At 63.5% G+C, this 20765-nt stretch carries 19 protein-coding genes and 1 pseudogene; 13 read left to right on the forward strand and 7 right to left on the reverse strand.

Annotated features, from left to right (window positions below; genetic code table 11):
- Nucleotides 1–17: 17 nt before the first annotated feature.
- Complete coding sequence (locus ABIA45_RS30105; protein WP_404654630.1) at nt 18–383, reverse strand: hypothetical protein; 366 nt, start codon at nt 381–383, stop codon at nt 18–20.
- A 655-nt stretch (nt 384–1038) separates the two neighbouring features.
- Between ABIA45_RS30105 and ABIA45_RS30110 the strand changes: the two genes are divergently transcribed.
- Nucleotides 1039–1371 carry a PRC-barrel domain-containing protein gene (locus tag ABIA45_RS30110; protein WP_271546387.1) on the forward strand — a complete coding sequence of 111 codons (333 nt, stop codon included), beginning with the start codon at nt 1039–1041 and terminating at the stop codon, nt 1369–1371.
- 47 nt (nt 1372–1418) lie between these two features.
- Here the strand turns inward: ABIA45_RS30110 and ABIA45_RS30115 are convergent, their stop codons facing one another.
- From ABIA45_RS30115 to ABIA45_RS30130, 4 genes are all read right to left on the reverse strand, one after another.
- Nucleotides 1419–1853: a VOC family protein gene (locus tag ABIA45_RS30115; RefSeq protein WP_157286581.1), complete on the reverse strand. Its 435-nt coding sequence runs from the start codon at nt 1851–1853 to the stop codon at nt 1419–1421.
- A 140-nt stretch (nt 1854–1993) separates the two neighbouring features.
- Nucleotides 1994–2821, reverse strand: a complete 828-nt coding sequence (locus ABIA45_RS30120; protein ID WP_404654631.1) for a helix-turn-helix domain-containing protein — start codon at nt 2819–2821, stop codon at nt 1994–1996.
- Nucleotides 2822–2969: 148 nt separating this feature from the next.
- Nucleotides 2970–3365, reverse strand: coding sequence for a group II truncated hemoglobin (locus tag ABIA45_RS30125; protein ID WP_404654632.1), 396 nt, complete (start codon nt 3363–3365; stop codon nt 2970–2972).
- A 255-nt stretch (nt 3366–3620) separates the two neighbouring features.
- A complete protein-coding gene (locus tag ABIA45_RS30130) occupies nt 3621–4529 on the reverse strand; it encodes a helix-turn-helix transcriptional regulator (protein ID WP_404654633.1) in 909 nt (302 codons plus the stop codon).
- A 121-nt stretch (nt 4530–4650) separates the two neighbouring features.
- Between ABIA45_RS30130 and ABIA45_RS30135 the strand changes: the two genes are divergently transcribed.
- From ABIA45_RS30135 to ABIA45_RS30180, 10 genes and pseudogenes are all read left to right on the forward strand, one after another.
- On the forward strand, nt 4651–6192 hold the full coding sequence (locus ABIA45_RS30135) for a benzoate-CoA ligase family protein (protein WP_404654634.1): 1542 nt from the start codon (nt 4651–4653) through the stop codon (nt 6190–6192).
- 230 nt (nt 6193–6422) lie between these two features.
- A complete protein-coding gene (locus tag ABIA45_RS30140) occupies nt 6423–7235 on the forward strand; it encodes an alpha/beta fold hydrolase (RefSeq protein ID WP_404654635.1) in 813 nt (270 codons plus the stop codon).
- A gap of 125 nt (nt 7236–7360) precedes the next feature.
- Nucleotides 7361–9049 carry a 2,3-epoxybenzoyl-CoA dihydrolase gene (gene boxC, locus ABIA45_RS30145; RefSeq protein WP_271546373.1) on the forward strand — a complete coding sequence of 563 codons (1689 nt, stop codon included), beginning with the start codon at nt 7361–7363 and terminating at the stop codon, nt 9047–9049.
- A 100-nt stretch (nt 9050–9149) separates the two neighbouring features.
- A complete protein-coding gene (gene boxB, locus ABIA45_RS30150) occupies nt 9150–10601 on the forward strand; it encodes a benzoyl-CoA 2,3-epoxidase subunit BoxB (protein ID WP_404654636.1) in 1452 nt (483 codons plus the stop codon).
- Between the two features lie 329 nt (nt 10602–10930).
- Entirely contained in the window at nt 10931–11629 is a 699-nt protein-coding gene (locus tag ABIA45_RS30155) for a GntR family transcriptional regulator (protein WP_271546369.1), read from the forward strand.
- A 115-nt stretch (nt 11630–11744) separates the two neighbouring features.
- Nucleotides 11745–12611, forward strand: a complete 867-nt coding sequence (locus tag ABIA45_RS30160; protein WP_404654637.1) for a transporter substrate-binding domain-containing protein — start codon at nt 11745–11747, stop codon at nt 12609–12611.
- 42 nt (nt 12612–12653) lie between these two features.
- Nucleotides 12654–13547: an amino acid ABC transporter permease gene (locus ABIA45_RS30165; RefSeq protein WP_271546365.1), complete on the forward strand. Its 894-nt coding sequence runs from the start codon at nt 12654–12656 to the stop codon at nt 13545–13547.
- Nucleotides 13544–14308 (forward strand): amino acid ABC transporter ATP-binding protein, encoded by a 765-nt coding sequence (locus tag ABIA45_RS30170; RefSeq protein ID WP_404654638.1) that lies wholly within the window; start codon nt 13544–13546, stop codon nt 14306–14308. The genes ABIA45_RS30165 and ABIA45_RS30170 overlap by 4 nt, the downstream gene beginning before the upstream one ends.
- Nucleotides 14309–14400: 92 nt before the next feature.
- Nucleotides 14401–15132, forward strand: a complete 732-nt coding sequence (locus ABIA45_RS30175; protein ID WP_271546361.1) for an HAD-IA family hydrolase — start codon at nt 14401–14403, stop codon at nt 15130–15132.
- 188 nt (nt 15133–15320) lie between these two features.
- Nucleotides 15321–16421, forward strand: a pseudogene (locus tag ABIA45_RS30180) (pyridoxal phosphate-dependent aminotransferase).
- Nucleotides 16422–16894: 473 nt separating this feature from the next.
- Here the strand turns inward: ABIA45_RS30180 and ABIA45_RS30185 are convergent.
- Together ABIA45_RS30185 and ABIA45_RS30190 are read right to left on the reverse strand one after the other, a co-directional pair.
- A complete protein-coding gene (locus ABIA45_RS30185; protein WP_404654639.1) occupies nt 16895–17707 on the reverse strand; it encodes an SDR family oxidoreductase in 813 nt (270 codons plus the stop codon).
- Between the two features lie 91 nt (nt 17708–17798).
- Nucleotides 17799–18857 (reverse strand): polysaccharide deacetylase family protein, encoded by a 1059-nt coding sequence (locus ABIA45_RS30190; RefSeq protein ID WP_404654640.1) that lies wholly within the window; start codon nt 18855–18857, stop codon nt 17799–17801.
- A gap of 163 nt (nt 18858–19020) precedes the next feature.
- Here ABIA45_RS30190 and ABIA45_RS30195 point away from each other — a divergent pair, with 163 nt between their 5' ends.
- Together ABIA45_RS30195 and ABIA45_RS30200 are read left to right on the forward strand one after the other, a co-directional pair.
- Nucleotides 19021–20415: an OmpA family protein gene (locus tag ABIA45_RS30195; protein ID WP_271546353.1), complete on the forward strand. Its 1395-nt coding sequence runs from the start codon at nt 19021–19023 to the stop codon at nt 20413–20415.
- A gap of 2 nt (nt 20416–20417) precedes the next feature.
- Entirely contained in the window at nt 20418–20720 is a 303-nt protein-coding gene (locus ABIA45_RS30200) for a hypothetical protein (protein ID WP_404654641.1), read from the forward strand.
- Nucleotides 20721–20765: the final 45 nt, after the last annotated feature.

Consider the following 20765-nt stretch of genomic DNA (forward strand, 5'->3'; position numbering starts at 1 on the left):
AGAGATAACGTGAGCTCTCACCAATAAATTCCGTGCCGATGCAGCTCGCGGATCACGCGCGCCTCGGTGGACGGCTGCCGGCGCTTCGGTTTGGCGGTTTCGGCCCTCGACGCCGTTGCGGACCGGGCCGACGTTGTGGCGGCCGGAATTGCCGAGGCAGGCGCCGTCGATGCAGCTGGTGCGGTCGCCGTCGGCACATTCGTTGTTGGCGGGGCTTGAGGCGTCTGCGCCGGAACTGGCCTCGCGGTGGCCGGCTGTTCCGCCTGCTGGCTTGCATTGCTGGCCGCCAGGCTGAGGCTCCGCGAGCCTCCGGCATGGCCCTGGCTTGCGAGCAGCGACATCGCGGCGATCAGGATCAGCTTGCGCATGGCAATCCCCGTCATCTGGTCAATCGATCTTACCCAATTCCCCTGGGCTTCATGGACCTAACGCGCGAGGCGGTGCGCGCCGATCTCCATCAGTGTGGTCCGGCAGGACAGGCGATAGATCAGGCTGAAAAGTTGACCCCACATGACCGAACTCCGTTGTTGATCAATGCGGAGAATTCTAGACCGCCTGCCTTTCCGGCGTTTTTCGCCGGGTGAGGAAAATGGCTTCGTCCGGGGGCGGCGCGATGTCGTCGCAACAGTCCGGAAGAAGTCGCCTCACGCGGGCGTGAAGCAGCGCGCCGAGCGGGACCGATCGGATTCCGATCAAGGCCGGTAGTTCTCCCGGGATGAAGCGCGCGCAGCGCGGCAGTAACGTGCGGGCGGCCTTCAGCCCCGGTTATTGTATGAGTTCCGATCGCCAAGACGATCCGCCGATCCTCATCTGCTCAAAATGCAGGCGGCCAATGAAGTTCCTGGCGACACTACCTGGAATAGTCACGCTGCCTGCGGAGCACGTTTATCATTGCGTCCAGTGCCGTCGCGTCGACACGATTCGGCTGAAGTGACGCTCTGGTGGTCGGGGCGGGCCGCTTACAGCAGTTGTAGCTGCTCCCGCCGCCGCGAAACCGGTGCTATAATATCGTGAACAGACGAGAACAGGGAGGACACCATGAACCACACCATGGTTCCCAGTGATCGCGTGGAGCACGTCGCCGTCTACGGACGCGACGGCACGAAGCTCGGCACGATCGAGCGGTTGATGCTCGACAAGATGAGCGGAACGGTTGCCTATGCCGTGATCAAGACCGGCGGGCTGCTCGGTACGCGTCACCATTATCCGCTGCAGTGGGGCGCGCTGAAATACGATCCAGCACGGCAGGCGTTCCAGACCGAGCAGACGCTGGACGAACTCAGCAGCGGCCCGTGCGAGTTCGATGGCGACGCGTTCGACTGGGGCGACCGCTCGCGGCCCTACCCGCATCCGCACTACTGGTCGGTCTAGCGAGCAAGACGGTTCGGCCGCGGAGCAGTATTTGACGCGAGCGCCCGCTATCCCGCGAGCGGCTGCTCGCCGACCTTGGGCCAGTAGGTGCCAAAGCTCCAGAGCCCGCCCTCCGGATCGCGTGCGGCGAAATCGCGGCTGCCATAATCGGTCGTGTAGGGCTCCATCTCGATCTCTGCACCAGCGGATTTCACCTTCGCATAGAGCGCGTCGGGATCATCGACAGCGAGATAGACGGCATCCGTCCGCCGGCCGCCGATGTCGCCAACCAATTTGCCGTAAGCATCGTCGCGATGCGCGCCCAGCATGAGGATCGACGATCCGAACGCCAGCTCGGCGTGAACGACCGTGCCCTCCTTGCGGTACACCACCCGTTCGGTGAAGCCGAGAACGTTCTTCAGCCAGGCGATCATCGCCTCGGCATCCTTGCAGCGCATGGTGTGGTAGAGGCGCGGCGCTTCATAAAGGTTCGGCGGGTTCATGACACTCTCCAAGCTCGTTGCGAGACGTCCGGTGCAAGTCCTTGTCTGTTGCGAAGCCGACCATAATTCGGATCACAGCGGCCGGCTTGAACAAATGGGACTTGGCCCAAGTCTCGCGCTGTCTTCGCGCTGCCTTGGCGCTAGCCTCCGCCGTCGCGCATCAGTCGTGGATCGACGACATCGAGCCGCGCGGCCCATCCGGTCGGCGTCTCTCCGCTGAACATCCGGAAATCGCGAGCAAGATGTGCCTGGTCGGCATAGCCGGCGTCTGCGGCAATGGCCGCCCAGCCGCCTGCGCCATCCGTCCGGGCCAGGACGCAAGCACGATGAAAGCGCAGCATCTGCGCCAGCACCTTTGGAGGAACGCCGATCTCGTGGTGGAAGCGGCGCGTGAGATGCTTGCGGCTCCAGCCGATGTCGGTGGCAATGTCGGCGATCCTGACCGCGCCCGCGCCTCGCCACAGCGTCTCCAGCGCGAAAGCGACCTCAGGCGAGGGCTCGTGAACGGCGCGGCGAAGCACGAAGTCTTCCACGATCTCGAATCGTCGCTGCCAGCTGGCTGCCTCGGCCACCCTTGCGCGGAGCTCCCTGCCGTGCCGCCCCAAAATGTCGTCGAGGCCGACGATCCGCGCGGTCAGATCGGGCACGGCGCCCCCGAAGAAGCGATACGCCCCGAGCGGCGTGAAATCGACCTGAACGCATTCGGCGCGCCCGTCGGCTTCGATCACGACCGGCCCGGGAAAGAGACCCGCCGCGAAACTCGGCCGCGCATCGGCGGTGTCCGGTCGGTGTCCGAGCCCAATGCGGAAGGGCGTCCCCAAATTCACCAGCAGAGGCAGCGAAAGCGGCGCGGCATGCCGGAAGGCGGCCAAGCCGATCCCGCGCTCGCGGTAGAAGGAAATGCTGGAGATCAGCCGCGCAAGGCGCGGCGAGGGCGGTCGACGGATGACATCGGGAGGTGCGTCCATCACGCGCTAACGCTCCGTCGCTTCGCGCTCCATGCGTATGGTGTCGGGGAGCATGTCGGTCATGCCTGGAGCTTAGCAGGCGATCACCGCGGAACTCAAATGACCCGGTGCGTGGCACGCCGCCGATGCCAAAGGCGCTGCCGCCCTGTCACGGCTGGTTGCGCATCCAATCGGCGAGGCCGGACAGCGCCTTGTCGAGATCCTGCCGCGCGGCGGCGTCAGCGATCGTCTCCTCCATCGCGCCGCGCATGCAGAGCATCCAGGCGTCGCGCTCGGCGTCCCCAATGGTGAAGCCGAAATGGCGTTGGCGCAGCCGCGGATGGCCCTTCTCGGGGGTATAGAGCCGCGGGCCGCCGGTCCATTCGGTGAGATAGCGCTTCAGCACGTCCCTGATCAGGCCGAGGTCGTCCGCATGCATGGCGCGGATGATCTTCGCTTCCGGCAGGGTGTCCATGCGGTCGTAGAAGCGGTCGACGAGGGCGTCGATCGTGGCACGACCGCCGATCCGCTCGAACATGGAGGTGGTGATGTCGGTGGACGTCATCATTGATTCCAAGGCTTGCTGTTCGGCGTCGATATAGTGTTGCCGGAGGTCGCCCCAAACCCTCGCTGTCGTCCCGGACAAGCGCGCCCTAAGCGCGCGCAGATCCGGGACCCATAACCACAGGGAGTTGTTTTGCGAAGACTCGTGGTTGCCAGCTTGCGCAACAACTTCTCCCTGGGGGTATGGGTCCCGGATCTGCGCTTACGCTTGTCCGGGACGACAGCCGAGTGTGTCGCTTTAGCGAGGTCCAACCACCTACAGCGCCACGCTGCGCAGTCCGAAGCTGCGGGCTTCGTTCTGCAGCACCGGCCGTACCGCATCGATCAGGCGCACGGCGGCGGCGTCGACCGACAGCCCGGCGGTATCCACCACCGCGGTCGCGCGCGAATACAGCGGCTCGCGGCTGAGCAGGATGTTGCGCAGCTCCGTCATCGCCGAGCGATCATCCGCCATCGGCCGCAGATCGCCCTGGCGGCGCACGCGTGCCATGTGCTCCTCGGGCTCGGCCTTCAGCCAGATCGTGTAGAACGAGGAGAGGACCTGGTCGAAAGTCAAAGGCTCGGAGACGATGCCGCCGCCGGTTGCCAGCACCATCAGCTCGTTGCGCGCGAGCAGCTGTTGCAGCGCCGCCTGCTCCATGCGGCGAAAGCCTTCCTGGCCGTACAGCGCGATGATCTCGGCGACCGAGAGCCCGTTCTGCTGCTCGACCTCCTTGTTGAGCTCGACGAAACTCCAGCCGATCCTCTTCGCCAGCATCCGCCCAAGTGTGGACTTGCCGGCGCCGCGCAGGCCGATCAGCGCGATGCCGCAGAACGGTGCGCGCCGCGGCGCGGTTGCGCTGCCGCCGGAGAGCAGATCCTTGGCCTGAGCAATCTGCGCGGGCGTTGCCTTGCGCAGGAGATCGCGAAACATCTGCCAGTCCGGCGTCGAATCGGGCGAGGGGAGCAAGTCTTCGAGATGCGCGCCCATCGCATCGGAGACGCGGCGCAGCAGCACTATCGAGACGTTGCCCTTGCCGCTCTCGAGCTGCGCGATGTAGCGCTCCGAAATTCCCGACACCTTGGCGAGCACTTTGCGCGACATGCCGCGCAACGCGCGCATGGTGCGCACACGCTGGCCGAGCTGTTCGAGGAAGCGGGATTCGGCGTCGGGACTTTCGGTCATGAGTCTTCTTTACAGGGGTCCTGCGGCGCATTTTAATGAAACATAGTGCCTGCTGGCATTGACAGCAAGCCGCCGTGGTGTCTTTCTATGAATTATAATTCTAAATTCCGGGGAGATGTCCGTGAGCGAGGGATCCTATAACGCGGTGACCTGGCTGCTCGACCGTAATGTCAGGGAGGGCAGGGGCAGCAAGCTCGCCTTCGACGACACCGTCTCGCGGCTCACCTATGGCGAGCTCCAGCAACAGACCCGGCGCGCCGCCAACATGCTGCGCCGGCTCGGCGTCCGCCGCGAGGAGCGCGTGGCGATGATCATGCTGGATACGGTCGATTTCCCGGTCGTGTTCCTGGGCGCGATCCGCGCCGGCATCGTGCCGGTGCCGCTCAACACGCTGCTGACCGCGGACCAATACGCCTACATCCTCGCCGACTGCCGCGCGCGCGTGCTGTTCGTGTCCGAAGCGCTCTATCCCGTCATCAAGGACGTCGTCGGCCGCATGCCGGATCTCGAGCATGTCGTGGTCTCCGGCGCCAAGCAGAACGGACACAAGCAGCTTGCCGAAGAACTCGCCGGCGAGAGCGATCAGTTCACCACCGCCGCGACGCATCCCGACGAGCCGGCGTTCTGGCTCTATTCGTCGGGGTCGACGGGCATGCCGAAGGGCGTGCGCCATTTGCATTCGAATTTGCAGGCGACCGCCGACACCTACGCCAAGCAGGTGCTCGGCATTCGCGAGAGCGATGTGTGCCTCTCCGCGGCGAAATTGTTCTTCGCCTATGGCCTCGGCAATGCGCTGACCTTCCCGATGTCTGTCGGTGCCAGCGTGATCCTCAACAGCGAGCGGCCGACGCCGGCGCGCATGTTCGAGCTGATGAACCGCTACAATCCCTCGATCTTCTATGGCGTGCCGACCTTGTTCGCCGCGATGCTCAACGACGAGACCATGAAGAGCCAGCGCGGCGGCAAGGCTTTGCGCATCTGCACCTCCGCCGGCGAGGCGCTGCCGGAATCCGTCGGCCACAGCTGGAAGGCACGGTTCGGTGTCGACATTCTCGACGGCGTCGGCTCGACCGAGCTGTTGCACATTTTTCTGTCGAACGCGCCCGGCGACATTAAATACGGCTCGTCCGGCAAGCCGGTGCCGGGCTATGCGGTGCGGCTCGTCAACGAGGCCGGGCAGGACGTCGCCGACGGCGAGGTCGGCGAGCTCTTGGTCGATGCGCCCTCCGCCGGCGAAGGCTACTGGAACCAGCGCCACAAGAGCCGCCGCACCTTCGAGGGGCCGTGGACCCGCACTGGCGACAAATACATCCGCGACGCCGATGGCCGCTACACCTTCTGCGGCCGCGCCGACGACATGTTCAAGGTCTCCGGCATCTGGGTCTCGCCGTTCGAAGTGGAGAGCGCGCTGATCACGCATCCCGCCGTGCTGGAAGCTGCCGTCGTGCCCGAGGCCGATCCGGAAGGACTCCTAAAGCCGAAAGCCTTCGTCGTGCTGCGCCCGGGCGCCAAGACGACGGATTTGCAGGAGATGCTCAAGGAGCACGTCAAGCAGAAGATCGGCCCCTGGAAATATCCGCGCTGGATCGACGTTGTGGAGTCGCTACCTAAGACCGCGACCGGAAAGATCCAGCGGTTCAAATTGCGCGAGGGCGCGAATTGAGTGAGCAGGCGGCGAACGCGCTCGCTTACCCTCCCCTGGAGGGAGGGTCGGCACGCGATCGAGCGTAGCGAGACGCGTGGCGGGGTGGGGTGATCTCTCCACGGGCACCGCATCCGCGGAGAGGCTGTCACCCCACCCCGCTTCACATCTCGCTGCGCTCGCTGTGAATCGACCCTCCCCTCCAGGGGAGGGTGGGCATCTCGGCATTGGCTAGGAATGGGAATTCGACCATGACCCAACTCACCCCAACCGGCTTCCTCAGCATCGATGGAGCCAGCCTCGAATACAAATGGCTCGCGCCATCGTCCGCGGACGCTCCCACCATCGTCACGCTGCACGAGGGCCTCGGCTGCGTCGGCCTCTGGGGCGACTTCCTGGAAAAACTGCAGCAGGCCACGGGCGCCGGCATCTTCGCCTATTCGCGCGCAGGCTACGGCCAGTCCAGCCCGGTCGCACTGCCGCGGCCGCTCGACTACATGCATCGCGAGGCGCTGGACGTGCTGCCGAAGCTGCTCGACATGATCGGCTTCAAGCGCGGCCTCCTGCTCGGCCATTCCGATGGTGCCTCGATCGCGACCATCTATGCCGGGGCGCATCAGGATCATCGCCTCAATGGGCTCGTGCTGATCGCGCCGCATTTCGTCGTCGAGGACATCTCGATCAAATCGATCGCCGCGATCAAGACGACGTTCGAAACTTCGGACCTCAGGTCGAAGCTCACGCGCTGGCACAAGGACGTCGACAACGCCTTCTACGGCTGGAACGGCGCCTGGCTCGATCCGAAATTCCGCACTTGGGATGTCTCCGAATACCTTGCCTACATCCGCGTGCCCGTGATGATCGTGCAGGGCGCGGACGATCAATATGGGACCGTGCGCCAGGCGGAGATCGCGCAGGAAGAATGTTACTGCCCGGTCGACCTGAAAATCATTGCCGGCGCGGCGCATTCCCCACATCGCGAGGCCCCGGGGCCGACCCTTGATGCCATCGTGCAGTTTGCGCAGGCCGCCTTGCGGGACGATTCGGGGCTTCAGGCCGCATGAAACCCATGAGCGCCTAGATGAAGCAAAGTGCATATGGCGCCGCGATTCGGGCTAGACTAATCTAGTAAGATGCACTATTGTGCATCTAACGCTCCAGAATGCATAACCAAGCTCAAGGGTGGCTCATGGCCGGGGAAGATCGGCGCCTCGCAGGCGGCGCGACATTCATCGATTTCCAGACCGAACCGTCCCGCTACAGGCATTGGAAGCTGGCGGTCGAGGGCGACGTCGCGACGTTGACGATGGACGTCGACGAGAATGGCGGCCTGTTCGAAGGCTACCAGCTCAAGCTCAATTCCTACGATCTCGGCGTCGACATCGAGCTGGCCGACGCGATCCAGCGCCTGCGCTTCGAGCATCCCGAGGTGAAAGTCGTCGTGCTGCGCTCGGCCAAGAACCGCGTGTTCTGCGCCGGCGCCAACATCCGCATGCTCGCGGGCTCGACGCATGCGCACAAGGTGAACTTCTGCAAGTTCACCAACGAGACCCGCAACGGCATGGAAGACTCCTCGGAGAATTCCGGCCAGCGCTTCATCACCGTGGTGAACGGCTCCGCCGCCGGCGGCGGCTATGAGCTGGCGCTCGCGACCGATCATATCATCCTCGCCGACGACGGCTCGTCCGCCGTCGCGCTGCCCGAAGTGCCGCTGCTCGCGGTGCTGCCGGGCACCGGCGGTCTCACGCGAGTGGTCGACAAGCGCAAGGTGCGGCGCGACCACGCCGATGTCTTCTGCACCATCGAGGAAGGCGTGAAGGGCAAGCGCGCCGTGCAATGGCGCCTCGTCGACGAGATCGCGCCGAACTCCAAGCTCGAGGCCAAGATCGCCGAGCGCGCCAAGGAGTTTGCGGCGGCCTCGACGCGCAAGGGCAGCGGCAAGGGCATCGCGCTGACGCCGCTCAGGCGCCTGATCGACGAAAACAGCATCCGCTACGGCTTCGTCAGCGTCGACATCGATCGCACCGCCCGCATTGCCACCATCTCGATCAAGGCGCCGGAGACCGCGCCGCCCGCCGACATCGACGGCATGATGGCGCAAGGCGCCTCGTTCTGGCCGCTGCAAGTGGCGCGCGAGCTCGACGACGCCATCCTGCACTTGCGCATCAACGAGCTCGAGATCGCGATGCTGGTCTTCAAGAGCCATGGCGACCGCGCCCATGTGCTCGCCTGCGATGCGTTCCTCGAAGCCAACAAGGCGCACTGGCTGGTCAACGAGATCAGGCATTACTGGAAGCGCGTGCTCAAGCGCGTCGACGTCACTTCGCGCACGCTGGTGACGCTGGTCGAGCCCGGCTCCTGCTTTGCCGGCACGCTCGCCGAGCTCGTCTTCGCCGCCGACCGCTCCTACATGCTGATCGGCACCCGCCAGGGTGACAATCGTCCGCCGCCGTCGATCGAGCTGTCCGCCATGAATTTCGGTCCCTATCCGATGAGTCATGGCCTGACACGGCTGCAGGCGCGCTTCCAGGCCGATCCGTCCGATCTGGAGCGCGTGGAAGCAACGCTCGGCACCAGCCTCGACGCCGAGCAGGCCGAAGAGCTTGGCCTCGTTACCTTCGCCCTCGACGACATCGACTGGGACGACGAGGTCCGCGTGTTCCTCGAGGAGCGCGCCAGCTTCTCGCCCGACAGCCTCACCGGCATGGAAGCCAGCCTGCGCTTCGTCGGCCCCGAGACGATGGAATCGAAGATCTTCGCGCGCCTCACCGCCTGGCAGAACTGGATCTTCCAGCGCCCGAACGCCGTCGGCGAAGAAGGCGCGCTGCGCCGCTACGGCAGCGGCCAGAAACCGAAATTCGATATGACGAGAGTCTAGCGAGTAGGGAGTGGCGAATGGCGAATAGGGAATGCCCATTCGCTACTCGCCATTCGCCATTCGCCCCTTCAAACGAGCTAGTCCCACACGGGAGGTCCACATGAACATGAACATCATGAACGTCGACTACTCGACCAAGATTCCGAACAACGTCAACCTCGCCGAAGACCGCCAGGTGCTCAAAGCGCTGGAGGGCTGGCATCCCGGTTACATGGACTGGTGGAGCGACATGGGGCCGGAAGGCTTCCAGGAATCGCTGGTCTATTTGCGCACCGCTTACTCCGTCGATCCGCGCGGCTGGGCCAAGTTCGATTATGTCCGCATGCCCGAATATCGCTGGGGCATCCTGCTTGCGCCGCAGGAAGAAAATCGCGTCGTGCCGTTCGGCGAGCATTATGGCGAGCCGGCCTGGCAGGAAGTCCCGGGCGAGCATCGCGCCATGCTGCGCCGCCTGATCGTGATCCAGGGCGACACCGAGCCCGCTTCGGTCGAGCAGCAGCGCCATCTCGGCAAGACCGCGCCCTCGCTCTACGACATGCGCAATCTGTTCCAGGTGAACGTCGAGGAAGGCCGTCACCTCTGGGCGATGGTCTACCTGCTGCAAAAGTATTTCGGCCGCGACGGACGTGAAGAAGCGGATGACTTGCTGCGCCGCCGCTCCGGCGATGCCGACGCGCCGCGCATGCTGGGCGCGTTCAACGAGGCGACGCCGGACTGGCTGTCCTTCTTCATGTTCACCTACTTCACCGACCGCGACGGCAAGATGCAGCTGCACTCACTGGCGCAGTCCGGCTTCGATCCCCTGTCGCGCACCTGCCGCTTCATGCTGACGGAAGAAGCGCACCACATGTTCGTCGGCGAGACCGGCATCACCCGCGTCGTGCAGCGCACCTGCGATGCGATGAAGGCGGCCGGCATCACCGACCCCACCGACATCGCGAAAGTCCGCGCGCTCGGCGTGATCGATCTTCCGACCATCCAGAAGAAGCTGAACCTGCACTACACGCTCTCGCTCGACCTGTTCGGCTCGGAAGTCTCGACCAACGCGGCCAACGCCTTCAACGCCGGCATCAAGGGCCGCTATCACGAGACCCAGATCGACGACGATCACCAGCTCAAGAACTCCACCTATCCGGTGCTCAAGCTGATCAACGGCGAGATCAAGCTGGTTGACGAGCCGGCGCTGACCGCGCTCAACATGCGCCTGCGCGACGATTACAGCCAGGATTGCATCAAGGGCATGCTGCGCTGGAACAAGGTGATCTCGACCGCGGGCTACGACTTCAAGCTGACGCTGCCCAACGTCGCCTTCCACCGCCACATCGGCGAGTTCAAGGACGTGCACGCGACGCCGGATGGGATCCTGATCGACGATGCCACCTGGGCCAAGCGCAAGGACGAATGGCTGCCGTCGGCGAGCGACGGCGACTTCATCACCTCGCTGATGCAGCCCGTCACCGAGATCGGCCAGTTCGCCTCCTGGATCTCGCCGCCCAAAGTCGGCATCGACAACAAGCCCGGCGATTTCGAGTACGTGAAGATCGAGTCGTAAGGGCTGCTGGCGGGACGAAGCGCTCTTCGCAAGACGCGGCGATCTCGCCACACATCCCGCTGTCATCGCCCGGCTTGGCCGGGCGATCCCGCATTCCAGCGACGGTGGAGGCGCCGCGGCGTACTCGTAACGAATGGAGGGGACATCTCCGCCACTGCGATTGTCTACTAGTCTTTTTTGGGCCGCATCCCACTGGCCTGCATGAGGCTTTCCACTAAACAATCATCAAGCCATTGAAAATAATGAATTTTGTAGCCTTGCTACCAAAGGATTGACTCACCCCCTAAAATGAATACATTCGACAATATTCATTTTAGGTGCACTTCTTCATGCCCGACCTCCTCGCCGATTTGGCTGCTCGTCATATTGCCGGCCGTGACGGCCTGCCTGACGCGATCGCAAGGGCGTTGCGGGAAGCCATCTTCGAAGGCGCCTTCGCTCCGAACGAGCGGTTGAACCAAGACGAAATCGCTCAGCGATTTGGCGTCTCCCGCGTCCCGGTTCGTGAAGCGCTGGCAAAGCTAGTCACGGAAGGCTTGGCGGTGCAGCGCTTCAATAGGGGCATTAGGGTCGCGCCCCTGAGCCGAGCCGATTTCCAAGACATCATGGAAATGCGGAAGCTGCTCGAGCCGCACGCGCTTCGGCTATCGGCGCCGCACCTGCGGGCCGCTGACTACGATCAAGCCGAAGAGATTCTCGCACAGGTGCGGCCATCAAGACTGGGAGCAGAGGCCGCCGTCCTCCATTGGGCGTTCCATAATCGATTGTACGGTCGCTCGGGTCGCCCCCGGCTGCTCTCGCAAATTTCGGCACTGCAGATCGCAATCAATCGATATGTGCTCCCCGTCTGGCGCACGGTCGGTCTGTCGGCCGATTGGGATGACAGTCATCGCGATATCGTGAACGCGCTACGGGCGGGCGATGTCGAGCAGGCGGCCCGGCTGACCGGCGATCAGATCCAGCAGGCGATGCTTCGCATGCTGGATCAGCTACCGGCCACCGTCTCCACGGCGGACGAACTCGAATGATTTCCCAGCCGCGCGCCACGAGCGGCGTCGCGCCAACTCCGGTCAGGGCGTCAACTTGAGCGCCAACAACCAGCAACCGTTTGCCATGAAGAGGATTAGGAAAATGAGACACTCAGTGGCCTACCGCTCCCTGTGCCGAGGCTTCATGGTTGCGATCGCGACGGGGACTATCGGCGCCGCCACTTGGAACGCAAGCGCATCAGCAGCTTCGGAAGCGCCAGCCCTGAGCACGACCGACGCCAACGACTTCGCCGACGTTCAGCCCGTGAAGGAAGTCGCCGCGCTGTTGCCGGCAAGCACGAAGAGCCTGAAGGTGGCCATGAATCTGTCGACGCCGCCGAACAAGTTTCTGGCTACGGATGGTCGAACGCCACTCGGCACGAATCCGGATCTCGCCAGATTGATGGGCCGCGTCTTCGGGGTGCAGGTGCAGTTCGCGAACGTAGGATTCGACAACATCATCCCCGGATTGCTCAGCGGGCAATTCGATCTGTCCATCGCAAGCATGGGGGTAACGCCGGAACGCACCAAAGTTCTCGACATGATCGACTATGCGAAGTGGGGCTCCGAGGCCGTCACCCTTAGGAGCAGCAATGCCGACGTCTCGAACCTCTGCGGCCTGAACGTCGGCGCTCAACTCGGTTCTCTTCAACTCGCGAAGCTGTTGCCGGAACTCTCGGACGAGTGTGCCGCAAGCGGCAAAAAACCTGTCAACATCGTGGGCCTTCCGAGCCAGCAGGATGCGTTGACCCAGCTTTTGTCCGGTCGTCTTGACGCCGCGTTCGGCGATACGCCGGTCATGAGTTACGCGGTTCTCAAGCAGCCGATTTTTTCGCGTCGCCGGCGCGGAGATCCGCCCGCTCCCCATAACGCTCTCCACGAAGAAAGGCAGCGCGCTGACTCCCGCTTTGGTCGCGGCCATGAAGCACATCGTGACCATGCCGCAGTACAAGGAGATATTCCGGGCGTGGGGCCTGCCTAACGCCACGCTCGAAACGATCGAACTCCACTGAGAGCCGCCGAGATGTTGGATCCGAATATGGCGGGGGTCGCCCCTAAAATTCTCGTGGACGTCAGAAAGCCACATCGTTCCCGCTGGGAGTATGCCGGCTGGATCGTCGCCATCCTAGTGACGTTGTCGTTGACGCGTTCGGTCGTGACCAATCCCAATTTCCACTGGGATATCGCCGCCGAATATCTTATGGCGCCGATCATCCTCAGGGGCGTCGGAATGACGCTGGTGCTCACCGCGATCAGCATCGTTCTCGGAGTACTGATCGGAGCGGTGCTGGCCGTGATGATGCGGTCTCAATCGCCCGTGGTCGCAAAGCTGGGGTCTGGCTATGTCTGGTTCTTCCGAGGAACGCCGCTGCTCGTGCAACTGATCTTCTGGTTCAACCTTGCCGCCCTTTATCCGACGCTCGGCTTCTTCGGATACGAGGTGAATGCCACGCAGATAGTCACGCCCTTCCTCGCAGCGATCATCGGGTTGATCACGAACGAAGCCGCCTACATGGCGGAGATCGTCCGCGGGGGCTTCGAGAGCGTCAATCGCGGTCAGACGGAGGCGGCCACCAGCCTGGGGCTCCGGCCGCGGCAGGTAACTTTCCGCATCCTCCTGCCGCAGGCGATGAAGGTCATCGTTCCTGTCATCGGGAATCAGACGATTGCGATGCTGAAGAACAGCTCGCTGGTATCGGTACTAGGCGTGTCCGAGCTCCTGCACAGTGCCGAAATCATTTACGGGACCAATTATCAGACCATTCCCCTCCTCATCGTCGCTTCGCTTTGGTACCTCGCCTTGTCGACCGTCTTTTCGGTCGTCCAGCATGGGGTCGAACGGGCATATGGCCGATCGACAAGTCGCAAGTCGGACGCGACGTGGAAGGAGCTGCTTCGAAGAGGACGCGATCGATGAGCGATCTGGCTGTTTCCGTCCGCGGTCTTGTCAAGCGATTCGGCGGTCGCACCGTGTTGAGGAACGTCGATTTCTCCGTCGAGCCCGGTCGAGTATCCTGCATCATCGGCCCGAGCGGGTCCGGCAAGTCCACCCTGTTGCGCTGCCTGAACAGCCTGGAGGAGATTCAGGGAGGTGAGGTGCGGATCTTCGGAGAACTTCAGGGCTACGTCCTATCCGGTCGAGCCTATAGGAGACTTTCGCCTGGTCGTTTGGCGCAGCAGCGCGAACACGTCGGCATGGTGTTCCAGAACTTCAATCTCTTTCCGCACATGACCGTTGCGCAGAATCTGACCTGCGCTCCTACCTTGTTGCGCAAGGAAGCCGCGGCGGACGCGCGCGAGCGGGCCGCCGAGCTTCTGTCGACGGTCGGACTGGCCGGCTACGAATTGTCATATCCGGCGCACCTGTCCGGCGGGCAACAGCAGCGCGTTGCTATTGCCCGCGCGCTCATGATGAACCCCCGCGTCCTGTTGTTCGACGAGCCCACGTCGGCCCTGGACGCGGAACGGGTCAGCGAAGTGCTCGACGTCATGAAGGCGCTGGCTAAAGCCGGAAAGACCATGGTCGTGGTCACGCACGAACTGGGATTTGCACGCGAAGTGGCCGACATCGTGGCCTTCATGGACGAAGGCGAAGTCGTCGAAACGGGAACGCCGGAGCAAGTGCTCGGAAGACCGGGCCGCGACCGGACCAGAGCTTTCCTTTCGAAGGTTCTGTGACCCGGCCCAGCGATTCTGGCGGCATCGCATTTTAAAACCGAGATCGGCGGCTCTAGCTCGTCAGGCGCCGCCAACAGACCAGGAGGCCTCGAGTGATCGATTTCGACAAGTTCAAGGTTGTTACGTTCGACTGTTATGGCACGCTCATCGATTGGGAGACCGGCATTGCCCGGGTCGTCCGTCCATGGATCGACGCCATCAACCCGGCGATTCCGACCGATCTCGTCGTCACGTCCTTCGCGCTTCACCAGGCCAAGCATCAACAGACGAGACCTGCATTGCTCTACCCCGAAGTGCTCGCCAGGACATGGAAGGATATCGAGCGCACCTTTGGCTGGACCGCGGACGGAGGTCATGCCGCAAATTTCTCGGCTTCGGTTCCGGAATGGCCAGCTTTCCCCGACACCGTGGATAGCCTGCGGTATCTGTCGCGCTTCTACAAGCTAGTCATCCTGTCAAATGTTGACAACACGTCGCTTACGGGAACGCTGCGCCACCTCGAAGTGCCCTTCGAATTAACGGTGACGGCGGAGGATGTCGGCTCGTACAAGCCTGCACTGCCGCACTTCACACGCGCCATCGAGGCGCTGGCCGCGAAAGGCATGGCAAAAAACGAAATCCTGCATGTCGCGCAGAGCAAGCATCACGACGTCGCTCCTGGGCGCGAACTTGGGCTGACCACCGTGTGGGTCAATCGTCGCCACGACCGGGCCGGAAGCGGGGCCACCTTGGCGACGGAGGCCGAGCCGCATCTGACCGTCAATTCGCTTGCCGAACTCGTGGCGCTGCACAAAGGACGGTCCAGATCAGCTTCGGCAAGCTGAGCGTCACAAACCGCATCGCTGATCAGGCAATTGGCTCGGTGCATCAAAGGAGCACCGAGGAAGGAAACATGATGACTTCGTTGCTAGAGAAATTCGGAAGACTTGCTACCGACGATGCGCCAGGCCAGGAGGTACGTCAGGCTTCGACTCATCATGCAAATTTGCTGAAGGGGAGAACTCTCGACGGTATGCCAGTTGACTTTTCCCATGGTGACGTGGATGCCTTCGAGCCTGCACCGGGTACCCTGGAAGCATTCGTCCAAGGCGTCCGTGTCGGCGGCAAGAGAGCCTACACAGAATACAGGGGCGATGCCGAGATTCGTCATGGGCTCGCGGCGAAGCTCGAGCGTTTCACCGGTGCACCGGTTTCAGCCTCCGAGGGTCTGATGGTCACGCCAGGAACCCAGGGCGCACTCTTTCTGGCCATCGCGTCAACGGTGTCAGCAGGCGATAAGGTCGCGATCGTCCGACCGGACTACTTCGCAAACCGAAAACTTGTCGAGTTCTTCGGCGGCGAAATCGTTCCCGTCAGCCTGGACTATCTCGGAACGACCACTTCAAGTGGAATCGACCTCTCCGGTCTCGAAGATGCCCTCAGAGCCGGAGCGAAGGTCTTCGTCTTCTCCAACCCGAACAATCCGACTGGCGTCATCTACTGTCGGGAGGACGTCGAGAGCATATAGCGGCTCGCCGTACGTTACGGTGTGACCGTGATCGTCGATCAATTATACGCACGACAGATATTCGATGGAGCGGACTATTGGCACCTGCGCGCCGGCGACGTCGACCCTGACCGGATCATCACGATCATGGGACCTTCCAAGACGGAATCACTGAGTGGGTATCGTCTTGGGGTGGCGTTCGGATCTCCAGCGATCATCTCGCGCATGGAAAAGCTGCAGGCGATCGTCTCGCTGCGGGCCGCGGGCTATAGCCAATCGGTGCTGCAAAGCTGGTTTGACGAGCCGACAGGATGGATGGAGGAGCGTATACGCCTGCATCAGATCATTCGGGATGATCTGATCGAATCGTTCGATTCGGTGGAGGGTGTCAGAGTCCGTCGACCACAAGGCGGCAGCTACCTGTTCCCACGCCTGCCGAAGCTGTCGGTATCCATGAGGGATTTCGTTCGCATACTCCGACATCAGGCCGCCGTGACGGTGACCCCTGGCACGGAATTTAGCCCTCACTCCGACGACAGTGTCCGTCTCAATTTTTCGCAGGCCCGACAGCCCGCCGCGCGTGCCGTCGAACGGGTCGTCCAACTCGTCGAGCGATACCGCGCATGATGATCCCGCAACAACGTGGAAGGCCAATACCGCAGGGAAACTACGTCCCTGCCAAACGACACGGCGATCTGGTGTTCACTTCGGGGGATGACGCCCCGAGAGAAGGGAAAACTCTTATTCTCAGGCCCGATAAGCGCTGACGTCCCACTTGTCGACTACCGGAATGCGGTGGTCCTGGCGTGTTGCAACGCTCTCGATTGTGGCCTTGGCGGACATGCACATCTGGGACCGCCAATGCACCTTTTCGAGCGGAAAGCAGACGTCGCTGTGCCTGCATCGCCCCTGATGGATTTTGACTACATGCCCCAGCTCGGCAGTGTTTTGCCCGACGTGTCAACATCATCGCGGCGGCAAGGGTCGTTTCCGCGCGGCAAGAAAAGCCCCTTGTCGATCAAGGGGCCTCCTACTGTGCATGGGGTTGTTTTCGACGTTTTGCTTTCGAGCCCCATCGCGTGTGACCGGAGACCGCCGGATCAATCGCTGTCCCACCCGCTGCCCTTGATCCCGGGGTTCGCATAGACGATGCCGCCGTCGACCGCGATGGTCGCTCCCACCACGTAATCGCCGGCGCGCGAGGCGAGGTAGATCGCAGCGCCCGCCATGTCCTCGTCGGTGCCGATGCGGCCCATGGGGACGCGCGTTGCGACCTCGTCGGCGTGGTCGCGCGCGGCGCGGTTCATGTCCGACTTGAACGGGCCCGGCGCGATCGCGGTGACCACGATGTGGTCCGGGATGAGCTTCACCGCCATGCGCCGCGTCAGGTGGATCAACCCGGCCTTGCTCGCGGCATAGGAATAGGTCTCGCCGGGATTGACGAAGATGCCGTCGATCGAGGCGATGTTGATCACCTTCGCCGGCCGTTCCGCGCTTGCCGAGGCGCGCAACGTCGGCGCCAGCGCCTTGGTCAGGAAGAACGGCGCCTTGACGTTGAGGTTCATCACCTTGTCCCAGCCGTTCTCGGGGAATTCGTCGAACTCCGCGCCCCAGGCCGCGCCCGCATTGTTGACGAGGATGTCGAGCCTGGATTCGCGCTTCTTGAATTCGCTCGCGAGCAGCTCGCAGCCGGCGACCGTGGACATGTCGATCGGCAGCGCGATGCATTCGCCGTCATATTGCGCGCTGAGCGCCTTGGCGGTCTCCTCGCACGGTCCGGCCTTGCGCGCGGTGATGTAGACCTTCGCCGCGCCGGCACTGAGAAATCCCGCCGCGATCATCTTGCCGATGCCGCGCGAGCCGCCGGTTACCAGCGCGATGCGGCCTTTGAGCGAGAACAGATCGTTGAACATGCGTTCCTCCCTTTGTTGCCGCCGGTTGTGGGCGGAGCAGGGAGAGGAGTCAAGGAAGGCGCGCTTGTCCTCGACCAGTGCAGATTGAGGCCTACGCCGCCGCGATGCGGCGGAAGCCGTTCCACATCGCGGTCGCGGCGCCAGAGGTCAGCACCGGCAGGATCCGCGCGTCCTGATAATTGCCGTTGAGCGAGACGCGGGGCAGCGCGGTCATGTGGTCGGCATTCTCCGCGAACAGCATGCCGGGCCGCGTCGTCACCGCGGTCTTGAAACCGGCGGATGCGGCAAGGGCGAATTCGCGCGCGCCCGCGGCGTCACGGTCGCCATAGGGATAGGCGAGGTGCAGCACGGGGCGCTCCAACACCTGCTCGATCCGCGCGCGGCTTGCGGCCATCTCCTGCGCGGCGATGTCTTCCGTCTGCTTGGCGAGGTTGCAATGGCTGACGCTGTGCGCGCCGATCGTGACCAGCGGATCGGCGGCAAAGGTCTTGAGCTCGGCCCAGGACAGGCACAGGCCGCGGCACAGCGCTTCCATGTCGACGCCGTAAGTCCTGCACAGCGCGCCGATCTCGCGCGCAAGATCCTGCTCGCTCGGCAGCGCGCGAAGCCAGTCGTGCAGGCGGTCGAACGCCGCCTGCTTCGCCGCGACATTGGTCGCATCGAGCCGCAGCGCGGAATTGCCGATCTGAATGTCGATCTGCTCGGCCTTGGCGATCACGGCCTCCAGCGCCGTCCACCACAATCGTCCGGTGCCGTCGGCAAAATCGCTCGCGACATAGACTGCCAGCGGCGCGTCAAATTCGCGCAGCACCGGCAGCGCGTAATCCAGATTGTCGCGGTAACCGTCGTCGAGGGTGAAGGCGGCGAAGCGGCGGTCGAACCGGCCCCGCACCAGCCGCTCATGCAGCTCGTCCATGCTGACGACGTCGATGTCGCGCGTGCGCAAATGGCACAGCGTGGCGCGCAGGAAGTCGGGGGTGACTTCGAGATGCCGGTTCGGCTGGAACGCGGCCTCGCGCGCCGGCCGCACGTGGTGCAGCATGAAAATGGCGCCGACGCCCGACAAAATCGGGCGCAACAGGTGGTGCGCCCCGCTGAGATAGAGTGCTCCCAGCCCGGCGCGGATGACGTTGTTACGCAGTTGTTTCATGACCGGGTGGGGACTTTGGCATTCCGGCCTCAACTTACGGAAGAACTCTTGAAGAAAAAGTTATTCCGATTGTCCCACCCGGGCCTTGGGACCAGGGCCATTTCCGGTTTGACAGCCTGCCAAGGGTTTGTTTTGTCTCCGTTTCCAGAGGTCGGGTCGTCGAATGCAGAAGCTTTTCTCGTGGGCCAGCAAATGGTGGCCGGGGTTGATCCCCCTTGCCGTCATGTGGGGATTTGCGGCCTGGAATAATACCTTACCGGTGGAGGCCGATCTGTCGGCCCGCAGCTCGGCTGCGCTCAAGGAGACCGTTCTGGACAAGACCCGGATCGCGGTCGACGGCCGCGACGTCAGCCTGGCCGCGGACGCCTTCTCCGAGGAGGGGCGCCGCGACGCCGTGATGGCGGTCGAAACCGTGCCCGGCGTGCGGCTGGTCGACGACCGGACCCGCCTCGTTCCCGAGGCCAAGCCCTTCGTCTGGAATGCCGAGCGCGACGTGGTGCGGGTGACGCTGTCGGGCTCCGCGCCGCTGCCATCGATGAGGGCCCGGCTGACCGAGGCGGCCCGCAAGGAAGTCGGCGGCGTCGAGGTCGCCGACCAGATGGGGCTGGCGCGCGGGGCGCCGCCTCGGTTCGAAGCCGCCGCGGTGCTGCTGCTGGATCAGATCGGCAAGCTGAAGGACGGCAAGATCACGATCACCGACACCAAGGTCAATCTGTCGGGCATGGCGCGCGAGCTCGGCGGCCGTGAGGCGATCGCGGCTGCGCTGAAGAACCTGCCCGAGGGTTTTTCGATTGCGGCCAACGAGATCAAGGCGCCGCCCTACATCTTCCAGGCCTACAAGGATCCGGTGGCTGCGACGGTGACGCTGACCGGCTATGTTCCGGACAACAACGTCCACGCCGCGATCGGCACCAGCGCCTCGCGAAAGTTCTTCACCGAAAAGGTCGTCGACAATCTCAAGGCCAGCATCGGCGCCCCCGGCTCCTTCAGCACGGCTGTTATCGCCGCGCTGGGCGCGCTGTCGCGGTTGTCGACCGGCACGCTGGTCGTCTCCGACCGCGAGGTGAAGCTCTCGGGCGATGCGCTCTACGAGGGCGCCGCCAACGAGATCCGCGCAGGCCTCGGCAAGGACTTCCCGAAGAACTGGCAGTACAAGCCGGAGATCACGGTGAAGCCCGCCGCAGGCCCGGTCGACGGCACCGTGTGCCAGCAATTGTTCTCGGAGCTTCTGACCAAGGGCAAGATCCGCTTCGCGAACAGGCGCGCGGACATCGATCCCGACTCGGCCGGCATTCTCGATCGCCTCATCGAGACCGCGCTGCGCTGCCCCACCACCAATATCGAGGTCGTCGGACACACCGACGCCGATGGCGAGGATGCCTTCAACCAGGCCCTTTCGGAAAAGCGCGCGCAGGCGGTGATCGACTATCTCGTCAAGGCGGGCCTTCCTGCCAGCCGCTTCACCGCGGTCGGCCATGGCAGCACGCAGCCCGTCGCCGGCAACGACACCGATGAAGGCAAGGCGCAGAATCGCCGCATCGAATTTCTGGTGAGGTGACGATGCCCTATCTCGTCTCGTTCCATCTGGGCTGGCTGATCGGCTCGCTGCTGCTGGGCTTCTGCATGGGCTGGATCTCGGTGGTCCAGCGCGGCAACGGCACCTCGAAGGTGACTGCGCGGTGGCTCGCAGTGCTTGCCGCCGTCCTGGTCGCGGTCTCTCTCGCCCATGTGGTCCCCGGTCGCTTCGGCTACTGGCTCGACCTCGGCCTGATCATGTTCGCCTGCTATCTCGTCGGCTGCACGATCGGAGCGTGGCTGCGCGATCGGGTGGTCTCGCGCACCGTGCCGCCCGCCGTTGTGTGATGTTGCTATGCACCCTCACGCGCGGGACGGGGTGTGCCTCCGCCG

Source organism: Bradyrhizobium sp. USDA 336 (genome assembly GCF_044908355.1).
Classification (GTDB): Bacteria; Pseudomonadota; Alphaproteobacteria; order Rhizobiales; family Xanthobacteraceae; genus Bradyrhizobium; species Bradyrhizobium yuanmingense.